This is a genomic window from Anaerobacillus sp. ABR4_321 (genome assembly GCF_056158505.1).
Map to the genome: position 1 here is coordinate 1,811,194 of NZ_JBSWTK010000001.1, position 18,261 is coordinate 1,829,454.

18 protein-coding genes and 1 other annotated feature are annotated in these 18,261 nt (G+C 40.6%); of the genes, 16 read left to right on the forward strand and 2 right to left on the reverse strand.

Annotated elements, in window-relative coordinates; genetic code table 11:
• The first annotated feature begins 145 nt into the window (after positions 1–145).
• From polA to ACXADT_RS09390, 16 genes are all read left to right on the forward strand, one after another.
• Positions 146–2,773, forward strand: coding sequence for a DNA polymerase I (polA, locus tag ACXADT_RS09315; RefSeq protein WP_474834368.1), 2,628 nt, complete (start codon positions 146–148; stop codon positions 2,771–2,773).
• 23 nt (positions 2,774–2,796) lie between these two features.
• Complete coding sequence (gene mutM / locus ACXADT_RS09320; RefSeq protein ID WP_270179549.1) at positions 2,797–3,627, forward strand: DNA-formamidopyrimidine glycosylase; 831 nt, start codon at positions 2,797–2,799, stop codon at positions 3,625–3,627.
• Between the two features lie 65 nt (positions 3,628–3,692).
• On the forward strand, positions 3,693–4,325 hold the full coding sequence (gene ytaF / locus ACXADT_RS09325; RefSeq protein ID WP_270179548.1) for a sporulation membrane protein YtaF: 633 nt from the start codon (positions 3,693–3,695) through the stop codon (positions 4,323–4,325).
• Positions 4,326–4,338: 13 nt separating this feature from the next.
• Positions 4,339–4,932 carry a dephospho-CoA kinase gene (gene coaE / locus ACXADT_RS09330; RefSeq protein WP_474834370.1) on the forward strand — a complete coding sequence of 198 codons (594 nt, stop codon included), beginning with the start codon at positions 4,339–4,341 and terminating at the stop codon, positions 4,930–4,932.
• A 196-nt stretch (positions 4,933–5,128) separates the two neighbouring features.
• A complete protein-coding gene (locus ACXADT_RS09335; protein WP_270179546.1) occupies positions 5,129–6,157 on the forward strand; it encodes a glyceraldehyde-3-phosphate dehydrogenase in 1,029 nt (342 codons plus the stop codon).
• A gap of 274 nt (positions 6,158–6,431) precedes the next feature.
• Positions 6,432–6,821, forward strand: a complete 390-nt coding sequence (speD, locus tag ACXADT_RS09340; protein ID WP_270179545.1) for an adenosylmethionine decarboxylase — start codon at positions 6,432–6,434, stop codon at positions 6,819–6,821.
• A gap of 118 nt (positions 6,822–6,939) precedes the next feature.
• Entirely contained in the window at positions 6,940–7,326 is a 387-nt protein-coding gene (locus tag ACXADT_RS09345) for a cytosolic protein (protein WP_474834372.1), read from the forward strand.
• 74 nt (positions 7,327–7,400) lie between these two features.
• Positions 7,401–7,859: a transcriptional regulator NrdR gene (nrdR, locus tag ACXADT_RS09350; protein ID WP_270179543.1), complete on the forward strand. Its 459-nt coding sequence runs from the start codon at positions 7,401–7,403 to the stop codon at positions 7,857–7,859.
• Positions 7,860–7,967: 108 nt separating this feature from the next.
• Complete coding sequence (locus ACXADT_RS09355) at positions 7,968–9,317, forward strand: replication initiation and membrane attachment family protein (protein WP_474834374.1); 1,350 nt, start codon at positions 7,968–7,970, stop codon at positions 9,315–9,317.
• 28 nt (positions 9,318–9,345) lie between these two features.
• Positions 9,346–10,275: a primosomal protein DnaI gene (dnaI, locus tag ACXADT_RS09360; RefSeq protein WP_270179541.1), complete on the forward strand. Its 930-nt coding sequence runs from the start codon at positions 9,346–9,348 to the stop codon at positions 10,273–10,275.
• A 125-nt stretch (positions 10,276–10,400) separates the two neighbouring features.
• On the forward strand, positions 10,401–11,234 hold the full coding sequence (gene ytxC / locus ACXADT_RS09365) for a sporulation protein YtxC (RefSeq protein ID WP_474834376.1): 834 nt from the start codon (positions 10,401–10,403) through the stop codon (positions 11,232–11,234).
• Between the two features lie 315 nt (positions 11,235–11,549).
• A complete protein-coding gene (gene thrS / locus ACXADT_RS09370) occupies positions 11,550–13,487 on the forward strand; it encodes a threonine--tRNA ligase (RefSeq protein ID WP_474834378.1) in 1,938 nt (645 codons plus the stop codon).
• 588 nt (positions 13,488–14,075) lie between these two features.
• Positions 14,076–14,200, forward strand: a sequence feature (ribosomal protein L20 leader region).
• Between the two features lie 88 nt (positions 14,201–14,288).
• Complete coding sequence (gene infC / locus ACXADT_RS09375) at positions 14,289–14,792, forward strand: translation initiation factor IF-3 (RefSeq protein WP_270179538.1); 504 nt, start codon at positions 14,289–14,291, stop codon at positions 14,790–14,792.
• 22 nt (positions 14,793–14,814) lie between these two features.
• Positions 14,815–15,015: a 50S ribosomal protein L35 gene (gene rpmI, locus ACXADT_RS09380; RefSeq protein WP_224878695.1), complete on the forward strand. Its 201-nt coding sequence runs from the start codon at positions 14,815–14,817 to the stop codon at positions 15,013–15,015.
• A 42-nt stretch (positions 15,016–15,057) separates the two neighbouring features.
• Complete coding sequence (gene rplT, locus ACXADT_RS09385; RefSeq protein WP_270179537.1) at positions 15,058–15,414, forward strand: 50S ribosomal protein L20; 357 nt, start codon at positions 15,058–15,060, stop codon at positions 15,412–15,414.
• Positions 15,415–15,471: 57 nt separating this feature from the next.
• Complete coding sequence (locus tag ACXADT_RS09390) at positions 15,472–15,741, forward strand: DUF1294 domain-containing protein (protein WP_270179536.1); 270 nt, start codon at positions 15,472–15,474, stop codon at positions 15,739–15,741.
• An 18-nt stretch (positions 15,742–15,759) separates the two neighbouring features.
• On the opposite strand, the gene ACXADT_RS09395 is transcribed toward ACXADT_RS09390, so the two are convergent.
• Both ACXADT_RS09395 and ACXADT_RS09400 read right to left on the reverse strand, forming a co-directional pair.
• Positions 15,760–16,797 (reverse strand): cytochrome d ubiquinol oxidase subunit II, encoded by a 1,038-nt coding sequence (locus ACXADT_RS09395; RefSeq protein ID WP_270180602.1) that lies wholly within the window; start codon positions 16,795–16,797, stop codon positions 15,760–15,762.
• Between the two features lie 16 nt (positions 16,798–16,813).
• Positions 16,814–18,136 carry a cytochrome ubiquinol oxidase subunit I gene (locus tag ACXADT_RS09400; RefSeq protein ID WP_474834380.1) on the reverse strand — a complete coding sequence of 441 codons (1,323 nt, stop codon included), beginning with the start codon at positions 18,134–18,136 and terminating at the stop codon, positions 16,814–16,816.
• Positions 18,137–18,261: the final 125 nt, after the last annotated feature.

Below are 18,261 nucleotides of genomic sequence, written 5' to 3' on the forward strand. Positions count from 1 at the left end.
TTACTCGTCTTCTTTTTTTTGAAATTTTCATTCAATACAATAAACGACACCTGTTTTTTCATTCTACATGCCACCGTGGTAAAATGGATAAGACAGGTGTTTTTGTGATGGATACTTAAATTCAAATGATATAGGAGGTTTATCTTTGAAGAATAAACTTGTATTGATAGATGGAAATAGTATCGCTTATAGAGCGTTTTTCGCACTGCCCTTATTAAACAACGATAAAGGTGTTTATACGAATGCGGTCTATGGCTTTACAACGATGCTTTTGAAAATTATAGAAAACGAAGCACCAACTCATATGCTAGTTGCATTTGATGCTGGAAAAACAACATTTAGACATAAGACGTATACAGAATATAAAGGCGGAAGGCAAAAAACGCCATCAGAATTAAGTGAGCAATTTCCTGTTATTCGAGAGATGCTAGACGCATTTAATATCAAGCGGTTTGAAATTGAGAATTATGAAGCAGATGATATTATTGGCACAGTTGCTGACATGGCGAGTAAAGAAAACTGGGATGTGAAAATTTATTCTGGTGATAAGGACCTCCTTCAGCTCGTATCGAATAATGTTCATGTAGCGTTAACTCGAAAAGGCATAACGGATATCGATACATACGATCCTCAATTTTTGGATGAAAAATATGGAATAAAGCCTGAACAAATCATCGATATGAAGGCATTAATGGGAGACAACTCTGATAATATTCCTGGCGTTCCTGGTGTTGGAGAAAAAACAGCGCTAAAGCTCTTAAAGCAATTTGAAACACTTGAAGGCGTATATGATTCTATCGATAGCGTTTCCGGAAAGAAGTTAAAAGAAAAGTTAGAGGATAATAAAGATAAGGCGATGATGAGTAAAGAGCTCGTCACCATCTTTAAGGAAACGCCTCTCACGATTGAGATTAACGATATGGTATATGAAGGTTTCAAAACAGAAGAGGTGAGTACCCTCTTTCATGATTTGGGTTTTAAAACGCTTCTCGAACGCATCGGAGGAGAGAGTGAAGTAGAAGAGGAAATGGATGACCTTAAGGTTGAGTTCTTGGATGAAGTAAATGATGATCATCTCTTAAACCCATCTGCTTTAATTGTTGAAGTAATGGAAGAGAATTATCATAATGCTGAGATACAAGGATTTTCTCTTGTAAATAAAAAAGGGAATTTCTATATTCCTAGTGACGTTGCGCTTAAGTCTGAACGATTTCAGTCTTATCTTCAAGATGAAACAAAGAAGAAGTGGGTGTTTGATGCCAAGAGAGCTGTCGTCGCACTTGGTTGGAAAGGAATACACCTAAAAGGGATAACATTTGATTTGGTTATCGCTTCTTACCTTCTAAATCCATCTGAATCGACGCATGATCTTTCAGCCATATCAAAGCGGGAAGGCTTCTCTGTGGTTTCTTCTGATGAAGCGATCTATGGGAAAGGTGCGAAGCGTGCAGTGCCAGATGAACAAGAGCTTGCAGACCATTTGGTGAGAAAAGGATATGCAGTCTATCAGCTTAAAGAAACACTTGAGGAGCAGTTAGATAAAAATAACCAGATCGATCTTTTTCATAATCTTGAAATGCCTCTTACGTTGGTATTAGGAGAGATGGAAACCCAGGGCGTAAGCGTAGATGTTGAACGCTTAGAAAAAATGGGCAAGGAACTCAATAACAAGTTGAAAGAAATTGAAGGACGTATTTTTGGGCTTGCTGGTACTGAATTTAATATTAACTCACCAAAACAACTTGGAGAGGTATTGTTTGAGAAGTTAGAGTTACCGGTGATCAAGAAGACAAAGACAGGATACTCTACCTCTGCGGATATTCTAGAAAAATTAGAAAGTAAGCATGAGATTATCCCAGAAATATTATTATACAGGCAATTAGGAAAGCTAAACTCCACTTATATAGAGGGGTTGCTTAAAGTTACATTTAGAGAGACTGGAAAAATCCATACCCGTTTTAATCAGGCTCTTACCCAAACAGGAAGACTCAGTTCTACAGACCCTAACCTACAGAACATCCCGATTCGTTTGGAAGAAGGCAGAAAGATCAGGCAGGCATTTATTCCAACGACGAAAAGTTGGGTGATGTTTGCTGCGGATTATTCCCAAATTGAGCTTAGGGTTCTTGCACACATCGCAGAAGACGAAAATTTAATCGAAGCTTTCCAAAAGGGAGAAGATATCCATACGAAAACCGCAATGAATGTCTTTGGCGTAACGAAGGAAGATGTTACATCAGAAATGAGAAGGCATGCAAAAGCAGTAAACTTCGGTATCGTGTATGGAATTAGCGATTACGGACTTTCACAGAGCTTAGGAATTACAAGGAAAGAAGCGTCTGAATTTATTGAGAAGTACCTCGAAAGCTTCCCGGGTGTAAAGCGTTATATGGATGATGTCGTCACACAAGCAAAAGAGGACGGTTTTGTTTCAACGCTTATGAATAGAAGAAGGTACTTACCAGAAATTAATTCACGGAATTTTAACCAAAGAAGTTTTGCAGAAAGAACGGCTATGAATACACCGATACAGGGGTCTGCCGCAGATATTATCAAAAAAGCAATGGTAGAGATGGATAAGCGATTGAAGGATGAAAAACTCGAAACAAGAATGTTGCTCCAGGTACACGATGAATTAATATTCGAGGCACCTGAAGAAGAGATCGAGACATTAAAACGCATTGTACCTGAGGTGATGGAAACTGCTATTGAATTGGTCGTTCCTTTGAAGGTTGATTATGAGTATGGCTCCACCTGGTATGATGCTAAGTAATTCGCATCAAAGGAGAGAGAATTATGCCGGAGTTACCGGAAGTAGAAACGGTTAAACAAACACTACAGGATCTCATTGTAGGGAAGAAAATAAAAGACGTTGTAATCAAGTGGCCAAAGATTATTAAAGCACCAGATGATATAGAAGAGTTTAAGATGAAGGTTATTGGCCAAACGTTTACAGGGGTTCAGAGAAGAGGGAAGTTTTTAAAGCTCATATTATCGGACGATGTGATCGTTTCCCACCTTCGAATGGAGGGGAAGTATAGGGTGTCAAGAAGTGATGAAGAATTTGATCATCATACCCATGTGTTCTTCACATTCGAGGATGGAACGGAGCTTCGTTATCACGATGTGCGTAAATTTGGTACGATGCATCTTTTTCCTTTAAATACAGAAGAAGATGTATTGCCTCTTTCACAGTTAGGACTCGAACCTTTTTCTGAGCAATTTACACCTGAAGTGTTACGAAGTGGATTTAAAAAAACACGACGTCATGTGAAAACGGTATTGCTCGATCAAACAATCGTAGTGGGTCTAGGGAATATTTATGTAGATGAAGCGCTATTTAAAGCTGGCATACATCCTGAGCGAGTGGCATCTTCTCTAACCTTTGAAGAGTTGGTCAAACTACACGGAGAAATTGTTTCTACACTAAAAGATGCTGTTGAAAAAGGTGGAAGCACGATAAGATCTTATGTGAATAGTCAAGGCAAGGTCGGTACGTATCAAGAAAGCCTCTTTGTATACGGAAGAGTAGGATTATCATGTAAGAAATGTGATGGTTTACTAGAGAAGAAAGTTGTTGGTGGGAGAGGGACGACCTATTGTCCTCGCTGTCAAGAGAAAAGGTGAATCGTAGCGTTGGAAGGGCTCTGTTCATATACTATCAAAGATTTTAGTATGGAAGGAGCTCGCCAATGCACTGGGTTTCACTGTTTTTTCTCGCATTTGCTGTAAGTGTCGATGGATTTGGAGCTGGCTTAACATACGGATTGCGTAAGATGAAGATTCCGTTTAAATCAATTATTATTTTGACGATTTGTTCAGCGGTATCAATGCTTGTTGCGATGGGCTTGGGCTCAATCCTTCAATTATGGATATCCGATACACTCGCTCAGAGAATTGGAGGAGGCATTCTAATTGCTCTTGGCGGATGGGTTTTGTATCAAATGTTTCGAGGAGGGTCCGATGCCGAGAAATCCGTAACGGAACGGACGTTACTTCACTTTGAGATAAGGTCTTTAGGTGTTGTCATCAGCATATTACGAAAGCCGACAACCGCTGATTTTGACGATTCTGGAACGATAACAGGGATCGAGGCGGTCATGTTAGGTGCTGCTCTTTCGCTTGATGCGTTTGGTGCAGGTATTGGTGCATCCATGATTGGATATGCCCCTCTTCAAACGGCTTTGTTGATCGCATGTATGAGCTCCCTATTTGTTTTCTTAGGGTTGAAATGTGGAAATCTCGCCTCAGGGATCAAATGGGTAGATAAACTTTCTTATCTTCCGGGCTGCTTGCTGATCATTATAGGATTTATGAAGATGTAAAAGGAGGGAATGTATGAAGATAGGACTTACCGGTGGAATTGCAAGTGGAAAGAGCACAGTTGCAGAAATGCTTAGAACCCTATCCATACCAGTAATTGATGCAGATGTCATAGCTAGAGAAGTTGTTGAGCCCGGTGAGCCAGCATTAGAAGAGATCGTTCGGGTCTTTGGTGAAGAGGTAAGAACGGATGATGGGTACCTTGATCGAAAAAGGTTAGGTTCGGTTATTTTTAGCAATAACGAAAAACGTTCGCTTCTTAATGAGATCATGCATCCTGCTATTCGTAAGCGAATGTTAGCGGAAGCGAAAGCATATGAAGAAAGCGGCCATAAGCATGTTGTGTTGGATATCCCTCTTCTGTTTGAAAGTAAGCTTTCCTATCTTGTCGACCGGACGCTGGTCGTCTATGTAGATTCAAAAACACAGTTGGAGCGACTCATCGAACGTGACAAGAGCTCTAAAGAAGAAGCAGTACAGCGAATCCGGTCACAGATTCCGATCGAAGAAAAAAGGCAGTTAGCTGATAAAGTAATCGATAATACAGGAACGAGAGAGGCAACAGAGAAACAGCTAAGGAACATTCTGAAGGAATGGAAGGTCGTTTGAGTCAAAACACGTCGAAATGACGTGTTTTTTGTTTTAAGTGAAATTTTAATTATAGCTAATTAGGTGTCATACACCCATATCTCCCCTTTTTGCATAAATGGTGTAAATAAATCTTTTAAAACGCATATTATATGTTATACTAATCCTGAGAAAAACAAAAAAGAGTATAACACATAAATGGTGGGAGGAACGCTGGATGAAATCAAGAGTAGCGATTAATGGTTTTGGACGAATTGGGCGTATGGTATTTAGAAAGGCGATTACAGAAGAGAGTTTAGATGTAATAGCAATTAACGCCAGTTATCCACCTGCAACATTAAGTCACCTTATTAAATATGACAGTATTCACGGTACGTTCGATGGAGAGGTTACCCCTGTTGAAAACGGGATTAAAATAAACGGTAAAGAAATCAAAGTCATTAGTGATCGTGATCCTAGTAATCTCCCATGGAAAGATTTAAATATAGATATCGTAATCGAGGCAACAGGTAAATTTAATTCTAGAGATGGTGCAGGCCTTCATTTGGATGCCGGTGCAAAGAAAGTTATTATCACAGCGCCAGGTAAAAATGAAGATCTGACAGTTGTTATGGGGATAAATGAAAGCGAATACAAACATGAAAAGCATCACGTTATTTCAAACGCTTCATGTACTACAAACTGTCTTGCTCCAGTAGTCAAAGTACTAGACAAATCATTCGGCATCGTGACAGGAATGATGACTACGGTTCATGCCTATACGAATGATCAGAAAAATATTGACAACCCTCATAAAGACTTAAGAAGAGCGAGAGCGTGTGGTCAATCCATCATTCCGACAACGACAGGTGCTGCAAAAGCAATTTCAAAAGTGTTGCCACATCTAGAAGGAAAACTTAATGGTATGTCACTTCGTGTACCAACACCGAATGTTTCGCTTGTGGATTTAGTGGTTGATCTTAAGAAAGACGTAACTGTCGAAGAAGTGAACGACGCATTAAAAGCTGCTTCAGAAGGACCTCTTCGTGGAATTCTAGGCTACTCCGATGAGCCGCTTGTTTCCATCGATTACAATGGTGATTCTAATTCATCGATCGTTGATGGGTTATCCACGATGGTTGTAGAAAAGAACAAAGTAAAAGTACTTGCATGGTATGACAATGAATGGGGCTACTCATGTCGAGTAGTGGATATGGCAAAGTATGTTGGCGAGAAAATTCCCAGCAAATCCGAAGTAAGCGTTTAAGAAAGAAGCAGGGGCTAGACACCCTGCTTCTTTTTATTTTGTATCGATAATGCTATTAAAGAGAAGCGAATCGTATTCCTTTAATCCCGAAAAATTTTGTAGTTGCAAATCTATTTTAAAAGCATTATACTATTTTTCGTGAACTTCTTTTATAGCAATTTGGCGTTGAAAACTACTTAAAGGGTTAGGACCTCATCGGACTAACTTTCCCCCGTGGTGGATTTTCAATACCGCATGCTAACCGCATGAGTAAAAATTAAAGGGGGATATTTAAATGGAAACAATTGGACGACACGTTATTGCTGAGTTATGGGGCTGTGACGTAGATAAGCTTAACGATATGAAACTAATCGAAGAAACGTTTGTAGAAGCGGCACTTAAGTCTGGAGCTGAAGTTAGAGAAGTTGCATTTCACAAGTTTGCACCTCAAGGTGTGAGTGGAGTTGTCATTATTTCTGAATCACATTTGACGATTCACAGTTTTCCTGAGCACGGTTATGCAAGTATCGATGTGTATACCTGTGGCGATCTTGATCCAAATGTTGCTGCGAACCATATTGCAGATGCGCTTGGTGCTGATACGAGAGAAAACATTGAATTACCTCGTGGAATGGGCCCAGTTAAACCTAGACTTAGAGAACAGGAATCAGCGTTTACTTCATAAACTATACGAAAAAATCAAGGAGTGCGAATGCACTCCTTTTTCTTATGCACACATTGCTTAGTGAATTGATTTCTTTACCGTTTCTTGCTATTCTAAAAAAAAATAAAGGAGGAACACGGTGGGGATAAAAGATTTTTTTACGAATAGAGCAGAAACAGGGGAAAATCACCCGAATGAAGCATTAAAAACACATTACTTTAAAACAACGAAGGAACAAGGTTATAAAGCAGCTAAGGAAGTACTTCTGAAACACTTTAAAGGAGAAATCGTAACAGATTCTCTCGATCGAGGAGAATTTGTGTTCCAAATAAATGGTGGAAAGAAAGCTCTTATCGTTGTAACTGTCGTGTCCGTAAGACCTTACAGAACGGCAATAGATTTCTCTGTATCGACAGAGACGCCATTGCCTGTTGATTTCGGCTATAGTAAACGCGTTATCGAGACAGCATATCAAGCTCTACAAAAGCAACTCACATTTTTAGGAACAGGATATTCAAATTCTTAATAGGATTAGTGCACTTCTTTAATTTATGCTAAAATAAGATATAGAAATCTTGTGCGTTTGGTGGAGATGATCTGATGCGTTGTCCCAACTGTAATATAAATGGAACACGAGTACTGGATTCAAGACCTGTTCACGATGGCAGGTCTATTCGGAGACGCCGTGAATGTGAATCCTGTACATACCGTTTTACAACGTTCGAAACGGTAGAAGAAATTCCGCTTATCGTTGTGAAAAAAGAAGGAACAAGAGAGGAATTTAGCAGAGATAAAATTCTTCGAGGATTAATAAAAGCGTGTGAAAAAAGACCTGTTCCTCTAGAAACTCTTGAAAAAGTTGTAAATGAAATTGAACGTGACTTACGTAATCAGGGAGCTTCTGAGATTAGCAGTGATGTTATCGGTGAGCTTGTAATGGATCAACTTGCCAGAGTGGATGAAGTTGCCTATGTAAGGTTTGCTTCAGTTTATCGTCAATTCAAAGATATCAATGTATTCATTAAAGAACTAAAAGAGTTGATAAACAGAGCGGAGTAAAGAAAGAGAGCTTAGATTAAGCTCTTTTTTTGTACGTTAAGACGACCTAATAAAGACTAAATTTAGTAGTGAAGTACAATAATAAGATAGAAGATAAAGGTGAAGCATATGCATTGGAAAGAACTACTACCTGTTGATACCCTTCGAGTGGAGGCTGCTGGCCTTCTTCATGAGTATGATAGAAAGATCCTAACTCTCTTATATCAGCCCTTAATCGGTGCAGAGGCATATAGTTTGTATATGACGTTGTGGAGTATGTATGAACATCAAGATCATGGATCAATGACGCATCACAGCCTAAAGGTTATGCTGAGGTGGGATTTGAAGAAGGTTTTAGAAGAAAGAAAGAAATTAGAAGGAATCGGTCTATTGAATACGTATTTGAAAACGGACCAGGATCCGAGACATTTTGCGTATGAATTACATCCACCTCTAACGCCAGAGCGCTTTTTCAATGATGGTGTTTTAAATATTTACTTATTTAATAGACTAGGCAGAAACCGATACAATGAACTGAAAAAACATTTCTCAAGTAAGTTGATCGATAGAGATAAATACGAAAACGTTACTGCTTCGTTCAATGATGTCTATGATTCCTTACATCCTTCCGAAATGGTTATGGCTGATGAAAATGATGAGCCACAGGTTCCAGCGGTTGGCAGAAGTGAAAACAAAGGGCTTGTGTTCAGTTCTCCCCGTTTTGATTTTGAAGTGATGAAGCAGCATATTTCTGATATGATTGTATCAAATCAAATGCTTAATAAGTCTGTTAAACAGACGATCGAGCGTTTAGCTTTCGTGTATAAAATCGAGCCATATGAGATGGCTCGAATTGTTGAACAAGCTGCTATTCATCATGATATGTTGACTGAAGATTTACTGCGTAAAGAGGTTAGCAGCTGGTTTGCATTAGAAAACAAAGGGAAAGTTCCTGCGCTTCAACTGAGAAAGCAGCCTGAGGAATTACAAGAATTTCATAAGAAAGAGCCATCAACCCAGGAAGAAAAAGCTGCCCAACGATACGAACAGATGACACCATATGACATCTTGCAAAGGGCTGCTGGAGGTGGTAAGCCTTCACAAGCAGATATGCGAATGGTTGAACGAATTATGGACGAGCAGAATTTAACTCCTGGTGTGATGAACGTACTGTTAGACTTTATTCTAGAAACGCAGGATAAGAAGCTATCGAAAAACTACGTAGAGAAGTTTGCAAGTCATTGGGCTAGAGCGAATGTGAAGACAGTGAGAGAAGCGATGGACTTGGCGATTAAAGAATTAGAACAACCATCACCTAAGAAAGCGAATAAAACTTCTAACCGTAACAAGACTTCAGCAAGGAAAGACAAAGTACCGGAATGGATTTCGAATCCAAAAGAACCGGAAATGTCTGAGGACGAACGCGCTGAAAAGCAAAAGCAGCTGCAAAAGTTTCTAAGCAAATATAAAAAAGACTAATATAAGTAATGAGAGCGGGTGAAAATAGATGGAATCCATTCAAGAATCTTTTAATAAAATGCCTGCAAATAATAAATTTCAACAGAAATATAAGGAAATGAAAAAAGCAATTTTGTCTGATCCACATATTCGTGCATTTTGTGCAGAGAACGAAGAAGTCGATGAAAAAATGATCGACCGAAGTCTCGCCAGACTATACGAATACACAACGCAAACGAAGGGCTGTGAAGGGTGCGACGGACTATCTAATTGTGTCAACATGATGGACGGGTATGAACCTGAGCTATTTATCAATAGAACCGTGATCGATATTCGATACAACCGATGCCCTACTAGGATTCAAGAAGAAGATAATAAGAAACGCAATGAGATGGTAAAAAGCTATTACATTCCTAAAGAAATCCTGAACGCATCTTTTGCTGATATCGATGATGACGGGGGCAGAATCGAAGCGTTTCAAGCTGCTGATCAATACGTTGAAGATTTTGTCCCTGGTGAAACGTCTAAGGGACTGTACGTACATGGCGGCTTTGGGGTCGGGAAGACTTTTCTCCTCGGTGCGATTGCGAATCAGCTTGCAAAAGAAAAAGGGGTTCAATCTCAGTTCATCTATACACCTGACTTCTTTAGACAAATGAAGAGTGCGATTCAAGATCAGTCGATCGATGAAAAACTAAACTTCCTAAAAGAGACCCCTCTTCTTATTTTGGATGATATTGGGGCAGAGAATATCTCTACATGGGTTCGTGATGATATTTTAGGAACACTGCTTCAATACCGGATGACGGAGGGACTCCCTACACTTTATTCTTCAAACCTTGATTATGATTTGCTTGAAGAACACCTTGCTTATTCAAATAAAGCAGGGGTCGAGTTAACGAAAGCAAAACGAATTATGGAACGAATCAAACATTATACGACGCCCATCTTTCTTGAAGGGAAGAACAGGCGGAAATAAGGCACGATCTCTTCTTGCGTTGAAGCCATCCACTAGTTGTGGGTGGCTTTTTTATTGTTTCATTCATCTTTCCTGTAGTTCGGCCATATAGATGCTAATAAGAAGGTGGACAGGAGGGGGAAAAGTTGGTTTCACTTACGTTCAAAAACAAAGCAGACTATGACGTTGTACATGCAGCTCTATGCCTGAGAGGGAAAGAGACACTTGAAAATGAAGCAGAAATGGTTCTTTCCATACCGATTGAGCCATACGATTCAAGAACGTGTTTTGAAATTGCCGATTGCCTCGCCCACTGTGTTAAGACCACCTATGAAAAGGTATGGATGCAAAATATTTTAAGGACTAGCTATTATTTTAAAGATCGTGAGGAAATTGATGAGATCTGCGGTTTAGCAAGAAGCATAGGCGATGGGGATCGCATCGACGTCCCAAGAACTGAGGGATATCGTGAGAGGTTTACTATTCTTCGAGATGCAGCATTTGGTTGTATCGAGCAAGGAGGTACGATTTCGTTTGACTCATTTCTTGTTTTTAGGACGAGACCCTATCAAAAGCTTCTCTCTGCTTTAGTTGCTGAAGCAATTGATGAATACAAACTCGAGCAAGAGTATCAGAACTTCATTGAAGCACTTAGGCAGCTGCTGCAGCTTAGGAATCCGAAACAGAAGGAGGTGAACCTTCTTTTCGATGGGGAGTATCACCTTGTAGATGAGAAGGGGGTCAAGCTTGTTGTTGATTCAATGGACATGTATTTTGAAGAGCTTCCGAATGAATTAACAACTGATGAAATCGACCCGGATATTTTGTTACCGCTTTTATATTTAGCACCCGAAGAAATAAATGTATTTACAGATGATATCGAAGAGGGACTGACTCAGACGATTCGTAATGTTTTTCAAGAGCGATTACGCTTTTTCCCATTTCACATGTCTAAAATATTTTTTTCGGGAAATCATTAGAAATAGGCTTGATTTTATGTAGTCAACTACTTATAATACCTACATAAACGTATATTGAGAATCGTTATGATAAGGATATGAGATGCTTTGTCAGCTTTCAGAGAGGGATGAAATGGTGCGATCATCCTAGTGTGAGAAGTATACTTACCACCTTTGAACACCGCTCAGGAAATAGTGCGGCGTTTGTGCTACGTTACAGCAGTCTGAGCCGCCTAGGATGATATCTTAGCGGGAAGCAGGGTGGAACCACGAGATCAACACTCGTCCCTTTTGGGATGGGTGTTTTTTATATGCATAAAAAAAGGAGTGAGGAACATGACTGAATTAGTAAATATTACATTTCCTGATGGTTCTGTTAAGGAGTTTAATAAAGGTACGACAACAGAAGAAATTGCAAGCTCAATTAGTCCGGGTCTAAAAAAGAAAGCCGTGGCAGGTAAACTAAACGGTGAAACAATTGATTTACGACGCGAAATTGAGGAAGATGGAGCGATTGAAATCGTCACTCCAGAAAGTGAAGATGGGTTAGAAGTTCTTCGCCACAGTACAGCTCATTTAATGGCACAAGCGATCAAACGTCTTTTTAAAGATGTAAAACTTGGTGTAGGTCCTGTTATTGACAGCGGTTTTTATTACGATATCGATTGTCCTGTTTCCATTACACCAGAAGATCTTCCGAAGATTGAAAAGGAAATGAAGAAGATCGTCAACGAAAACCTTGAAGTGAAACGTAAGGTAGTCTCTCGTGACGAAGCTAAAAAGATGTATGAAGAAATCGGAGATGACCTGAAGCTTGAGCTATTAGAGGCTATTCCTGCTGATGAGGACGTTACGATCTATGAGCAAGGTGAGTTCTTTGATCTTTGCCGTGGACCACACGTACCTTCAACTAGTAAGATCAAAGCCTTTAAGTTGCTTTCGATTGCAGGAGCTTATTGGAGAGGCGATAGTGATAACCAGATGCTTCAGCGTATCTATGGTACAGCTTTTCCAAAACAATCACAGGTTGAAGAATACCTACAGTTGTTAGAAGAAGCGAAAGAGCGTGATCACCGTAAACTAGGAAAAGAATTGAAGCTCTTTACAATTTCTCAAGAAGTAGGACAAGGTCTTCCGATCTGGCTTCCTAGGGGTGCTACAATTCGTCGTACAATTGAAAGATACATCGTAGACCTAGAAGAGCGCTTAGGGTACAACCACGTTTATACACCACACCTTGCCAACGTTGAACTGTATAAAACAAGTGGACACTGGGATCATTATCAAGAAGATATGTACCCAGCGATGAAAATGGATGAAACTGAGGAGCTAGTTCTTCGTCCGATGAACTGCCCTCACCACATGATGATTTACAAAAACGATTTGAAGAGCTACCGTGGCTTACCTTATCGTGTGGCTGAACTTGGTACAATGCATCGTTATGAAATGTCTGGAGCACTTGCGGGTCTTCAACGTGTACGCTCGATGACATTGAATGATGCACATATCTTCTGCCGCCCGGATCAAATTAAGGAAGAATTCATCCGCGTCGTTAAGCTCGTACAAGAAGTTTACGAAGACTTCCAGATCAATGACTACTATTTCCGTCTATCTTATCGAGATCCAGAAGATAAGAAGAAATACGTTGATAATGATGAGATGTGGGATAAAGCACAGGCGATGCTGAAAGAAGCAATGGATGACCTTGATGTAGAATATGTAGAAGCAGAAGGCGAAGCTGCATTCTACGGTCCGAAGCTAGATGTGCAGGTGAAAACTGCCCTTGGTAAAGATGAAACATTATCGACTGTTCAGCTTGACTTCCATCTTCCTGAGCGCTTTGACCTATCTTATATCGGTGAAGATGGTGGCCAGCACCGCCCAGTTGTTATTCACCGTGGTGTCGTTTCCACTATGGAACGCTTTGTTGCATTCTTAATTGAAGAATACAAAGGAGCATTCCCTACTTGGTTAGCACCTGTACAGGCAGAAATCATTCCGGTTTCTGAAGTTCATCTTGATTATGCGAAGAAAGTTCAAGAGAAGCTTCAACGTGAAGGCATTCGCGTGGAAGTGGATGAGCGAAATGAGAAGATCGGTTACAAGATTCGCGAAGCTCAGATGCAAAAGATTCCTTACATGCTAGTTGTAGGTGATAAGGAAGTTGAAGGGGACGCAGTCAACGTGCGCCGCTATGGTCAGCAAGATTCTGAGACAGTTGCTCTTAGTGACTTTACTGCTAACATTGAAAATGAAATCAAGAATAAAAAGTAATGAGAAGCCGGCTAAATGCCGGCTTTTTCAGTTTGTTGGGAAACCTAGATTCTTATGGTTTCTACACCGTAGGAGCATGAATACCTCCTTCCCGTGGCCAAACTCCCTGTTGGACCATGGGAGGCAAGAAGTATGCCCTCCTACTAGAATACAGTCAAAGTTAAACTTTCTTGCCATCACTTTGGGTGGTTTATTCTTTGATTAAACCTTTGTATAACGCGGATTGGAGCGGAGGGATGCTCGACTCCTGCGGGACACGCGGGACAGGTGAAGATCCCACAGGAGCGTAAGCGACGAGGAAGCTCACCGCCCGCCCCGCGGAAAGCGAGCATCCTGGAGCGTAAATCACCACTATCACATTAGCGGATAGTTCTTAAGATCTTTTCAACAGATGTCTTATGCCAGCTTTTTATGTTAAGATCGAAAAGGCGATTGAGTAATTGCTCAACAATTTTATAAAAAACACTTGTCAGCGTCAGGAAAATCAGATATGATAATCAAGTGCGCTTCAAATGAATTCTTTCATGTCGCCTTGACATAGTTTGAAACAGCATGGTATACTGTCTTAGGTAAATTAAATATCGGAAACAAAGCAAGCAGAAGCGCCCGCTTCTCACCTGATTGACGCCGTTATGGCAGTTTGCAGGTATCATTGTTTATGTACTATGTAGAGAATGTGTGGGTGTCGTATGCGCCGACGCTTTTTTTAATGCTTTGAACCGGATAAATAATTTAAGGACATCTTGTTAGATGATCACATCGAACAATTAACCATGGAGGTGGCTGATTATTAGTAGAGACATGAACGTCAATGAGGGCATTCGTGCCCGGGAAGTACGTCTCGTTGGTGCAGACGGAAACCAAATTGGTGTGAAATCAAAAAATGAGGCATTAGATATGGCTCGAAACGCAAATCTTGACCTGGTTATGGTTGCTCCAAATGCAAAACCTCCAGTATGTCGTATTATGGACTACGGAAAGTTTCGCTATGAGCAGCAAAAGAAGGAAAAAGAAGCGCGTAAGAAACAAAAAGTTATTACCGTTAAAGAAGTTCGCTTGAGCCCGAATATCGAGGAGCATGACTTCAATACGAAACTTCGTAATGCTCGTAAGTTTCTTGATAAAGGCGATAAAGTGAAGGCATCGATCCGTTTCCGCGGTCGTATGATCACGCATTCTGATATCGGTAAAAAGGTGCTTGAGCGCCTTGCAGAAGATTGCAAAGATATTGCAACGGTTGAGTCCAAACCAAAAATGGAAGGACGCAGCATGTTCCTTATCTTAGCACCAGTCAGCGAAAAGTAATTCTTTAAGGAGGAACTCTCTCATGCCAAAAATGAAATCTCACAGTGGAGCATCAAAGCGTTTCAAGAAAACTGGATCAGGTAAACTTAAGCGCAGCCGTGCTTTCACTAGCCATATGTTCGGTCATAAGACTCAAAAGCAGAAGCGTAAACTTCGTAAAGCTTCTCTAGTGTCTGCTGGTGACTTCAAGCGTATCAAAGCGCTAATCTACAACAAAAAGTAATCGTAAAATCATACATTGATACACAATTAGGAGGGGTTTAGTATGCCAAGAGTAAAAGGTGGCTACGTAACACGTCGCAGACGTAAAAGAACGTTAAAACTTGCAAAAGGATATTTCGGATCTAAGTCTTTACTTTTCAAAGTTGCTAATCAGCAAGTTATGAAATCAAACATGTACGCTTATCGTGACCGTCGTCAGAAAAAGCGTGACTTCCGTAAGCTTTGGATCACTCGTATCAACGCTGCTGCTCGCATGAACGGACTTTCTTACAGCCGTCTAATGTTCGGTCTTAAGACTGCTGGAATCGAAGTAAACCGTAAAATGCTTGCTGAGCTTGCTATCAGTGACGAAAAAGCATTCGCACAACTTGCATCTAAAGCAAAAGAAAACTTGAAGTAATTAGATAAGCCACCCTCATGATATGAGGGTGGCTTTTTATATAAGGAGAATGAATTGATGACAGCTATAGTGCTTTACCTCGTGTGCATAAATGTGTGTAGTTACCTGTTGATGGGAGTCGATAAACGTAAGGCCAGAAAACGTAAGTCGCGTATATCTGAGAAAACATTATGGACTTCGTACATACTAGGAGGAGCGATCGGCGGTTATCTCGGAATGAAGCAATTCAGACATAAAACAAAGCACGCTTCGTTTCAGTATGGACTGCCACTAGCAGTCATTCTAAACGTTGCGTGCGTTGCAGGAATTTTTTACTTAATCAAATGAAGCATTACTAGCACATACTCAAGATTCGTTCTGTTTTAAATACCGTTTATCTTTTAGAAAGAGGCGCCAGAAATAGATAAAACCAGGAGTCAATATGAAGAATGCAACGATGTAGGTGATAATTAACGCACGAAATGTTGCAGGGTTTGTAAAACCTGTTTCGATCGTCACATCTGGATAGACAATGTAAGGCAAGTGTGCTGATCCATACGCATAGCTAGCAAGTAGATATTGAATAACGACGCTTACCATTGCCAAACGTGGGATGCCTTTTCCGTTTTTTCTAGGAATAAACAAGGCGATGTATCCAATAAAAAACGTGATGATCGATCCTACTAACCAAGGGGTGAATTCTAATAAGTTCTCATAAAGCCAGTTCGCTTCAAACCGGATCGTCAGCACGATGAGAGCAGCCATCGCAAGGGAGAGAGGACCTACTAGGATCGCGTCTCTTCTATAGATTTCATATGCTTCTGAATCCCCAGCAACGTTTGAGTAGTCCGCTAACAACAGAGAAGATAGAAACAATGTGCTAGAGATGGCGAAACCCATAAACGCATAAACGTTAAAACTAGAAAAGAGTGCGATCATATCAAGACGACCAGCCCCATCCGATGGTGTGATAAATCCTCCTTGTGTGATGGGTAATACTGCTATCAATAGAGCAGGAATGAGAAAGCCTGTAATTCCTGAAACGAGAGTTAAGAATTTTTTGTACTGCTCATTTGCCGAGTGTGAAAAAACAAGAAAGGCACTTCGTATTGCAAGGAAAAGAATGATGAGGCTTCCTGGTATGAGTAAAACCGTTCCGAGTGTGAACGTAGCACCTGGAAAAAAGCTGAACAGCGCAACGACAATTGCAACAATAAATACGTTTGTTACTTCCCATGAAGGAGATAAGTATCTGTTTGCAATGGAGGTAGCTTTCGTATTTTTCTTGTTTAGATAGACCATTGCCCAAAAGCCTGCCCCGAAGTCAATCGTTGCCATAACCGCGTAAATAAAAACAATCCCCCATATTAGTGTGATGGCATATAGTGCCTCTGACATGTCAATAACACCTCATTTTTAATTAGTGATCTAGCTCTTGTGCTACCGGGTTCTTTTTGAAGTAATAACGTAAGACTAGAACCGTAGAAATCATTAGAATGATATAGATGATTAAAAATAGCACAAATAAGAGTCCGATATTGCCAGAGGTCGTTACAGCATCTTCTGTTTTCATAACACGGTAAATAACCCATGGCTGTCTCCCTGTACAAGCAAAGATCCACCCGAATTCAATTGCCGTCATGGCCAGGGGACCAGCTGCGATAAAGGCCCACATAAGCCAACGTGGGAAGCTTCGTTTTTTGAGCAGTCTATACCAAGTGAATCCGGCGATTGAAAGGAAGATTAACAGTGAGCCGATTCCTACCATCGCATTAAACAACGTATGGACGAAAAGGGGCGGCCACTCATCCTCTGGAAACTCTTCAAGTCCAAGAACTTCAGTTTCAAAAGAGTCATCTGCTAGATAACTTAAAGCCCATGGTATTTCGATCGCCCACTTTACTTCACGTTCCTCTTTATCTGTAAAACCACCAATTGCTAGCGGTGCATGCGTTTGTGTTTCGAATAATCCTTCAGCTGCAGCAAGCTTTTCAGGTTGATATGCATGCAGCTGCTGGGCTGATTCATGTCCATTGAGCGATGTTAATAGCGAGAAGATTCCTCCGATCGCTAACCCCATCATCAATGCTTTATGGTGAAATTTATATTCTCTTGAATTCCCTTTGAGACGAATCATTTTGTAGGCCGCAATTGAAGCGATAACGAATGCACCGGTCATCAATGCTGAAACAGTAACATGACCAGCCGTTACGATGAACGAAGGGTTGAAAAAAGCTTCCCATGGATCTACATTAACGAATTTGCCATCTATGAAATCGAAACCAGCTGGAGTGCCTTCGAAAGCATGAACATTCGTAATCAGAATGGCAGAAGCACTTGCGCCAATAGCAACTAGCGTTACGCTTACGATTCTCATAAGAGGAGATAGTCGATCAGCAGCGTAAACATAGATTGACATAAACAGAGCTTCTAGAAAGAAAGCATAGATTTCAATTTGGAACGGAAGCGCGATGACACGGCCGACGGCTTCCATGAATCCAGGCCATAGGAGGGAAAGTTGGACCCCTGCAATTGTTCCAGTCGGAATGGCGACTCCAAGAAGAACTGCAAACCCCTTTGTCCAACGTGTTGCCATAATAGCGTAATCTTTGTCTTTGGTCTTTTGGTACATCAGCTCAGCTACAAGAACCATCAGCGGTAGACCTACACCTAAGGTGGCATAGATAATATGTACGCCCATCGTCATTCCAAAAAGTGAACGGGCTATTACAAGCTCATCCATTTAAACAGCCTCCTCATACCGTATTGGTGAAATGCTCACTTATTGTCCACCTATTTCCAAAAAAATATTCTTTCACCTAACCGCAGGTTTTGACATAACTGCTCGTCTCATGTCATAAACGTAAA

Coding starts and splice junctions, on each gene's coding strand:
- mutM (WP_270179549.1), top strand. CDS start 2,797: ATGCCGGAGTTACCGGAAGTAGAAACGGTTAAACAAACACTACAGGAT.
- ytaF (WP_270179548.1), top strand. CDS start 3,693: ATGCACTGGGTTTCACTGTTTTTTCTCGCATTTGCTGTAAGTGTCGAT.
- coaE (WP_474834370.1), top strand. CDS start 4,339: ATGAAGATAGGACTTACCGGTGGAATTGCAAGTGGAAAGAGCACAGTT.
- ACXADT_RS09335 (WP_270179546.1), top strand. CDS start 5,129: ATGAAATCAAGAGTAGCGATTAATGGTTTTGGACGAATTGGGCGTATG.
- speD (WP_270179545.1), top strand. CDS start 6,432: ATGGAAACAATTGGACGACACGTTATTGCTGAGTTATGGGGCTGTGAC.
- nrdR (WP_270179543.1), top strand. CDS start 7,401: ATGCGTTGTCCCAACTGTAATATAAATGGAACACGAGTACTGGATTCA.
- ACXADT_RS09355 (WP_474834374.1), top strand. CDS start 7,968: ATGCATTGGAAAGAACTACTACCTGTTGATACCCTTCGAGTGGAGGCT.
- dnaI (WP_270179541.1), top strand. CDS start 9,346: ATGGAATCCATTCAAGAATCTTTTAATAAAATGCCTGCAAATAATAAA.
- thrS (WP_474834378.1), top strand. CDS start 11,550: ATGACTGAATTAGTAAATATTACATTTCCTGATGGTTCTGTTAAGGAG.
- infC (WP_270179538.1), top strand. CDS start 14,289: ATGAACGTCAATGAGGGCATTCGTGCCCGGGAAGTACGTCTCGTTGGT.
- rpmI (WP_224878695.1), top strand. CDS start 14,815: ATGCCAAAAATGAAATCTCACAGTGGAGCATCAAAGCGTTTCAAGAAA.
- rplT (WP_270179537.1), top strand. CDS start 15,058: ATGCCAAGAGTAAAAGGTGGCTACGTAACACGTCGCAGACGTAAAAGA.
- ACXADT_RS09390 (WP_270179536.1), top strand. CDS start 15,472: ATGACAGCTATAGTGCTTTACCTCGTGTGCATAAATGTGTGTAGTTAC.
- ACXADT_RS09400 (WP_474834380.1), bottom strand. CDS start 18,136: ATGGATGAGCTTGTAATAGCCCGTTCACTTTTTGGAATGACGATGGGC.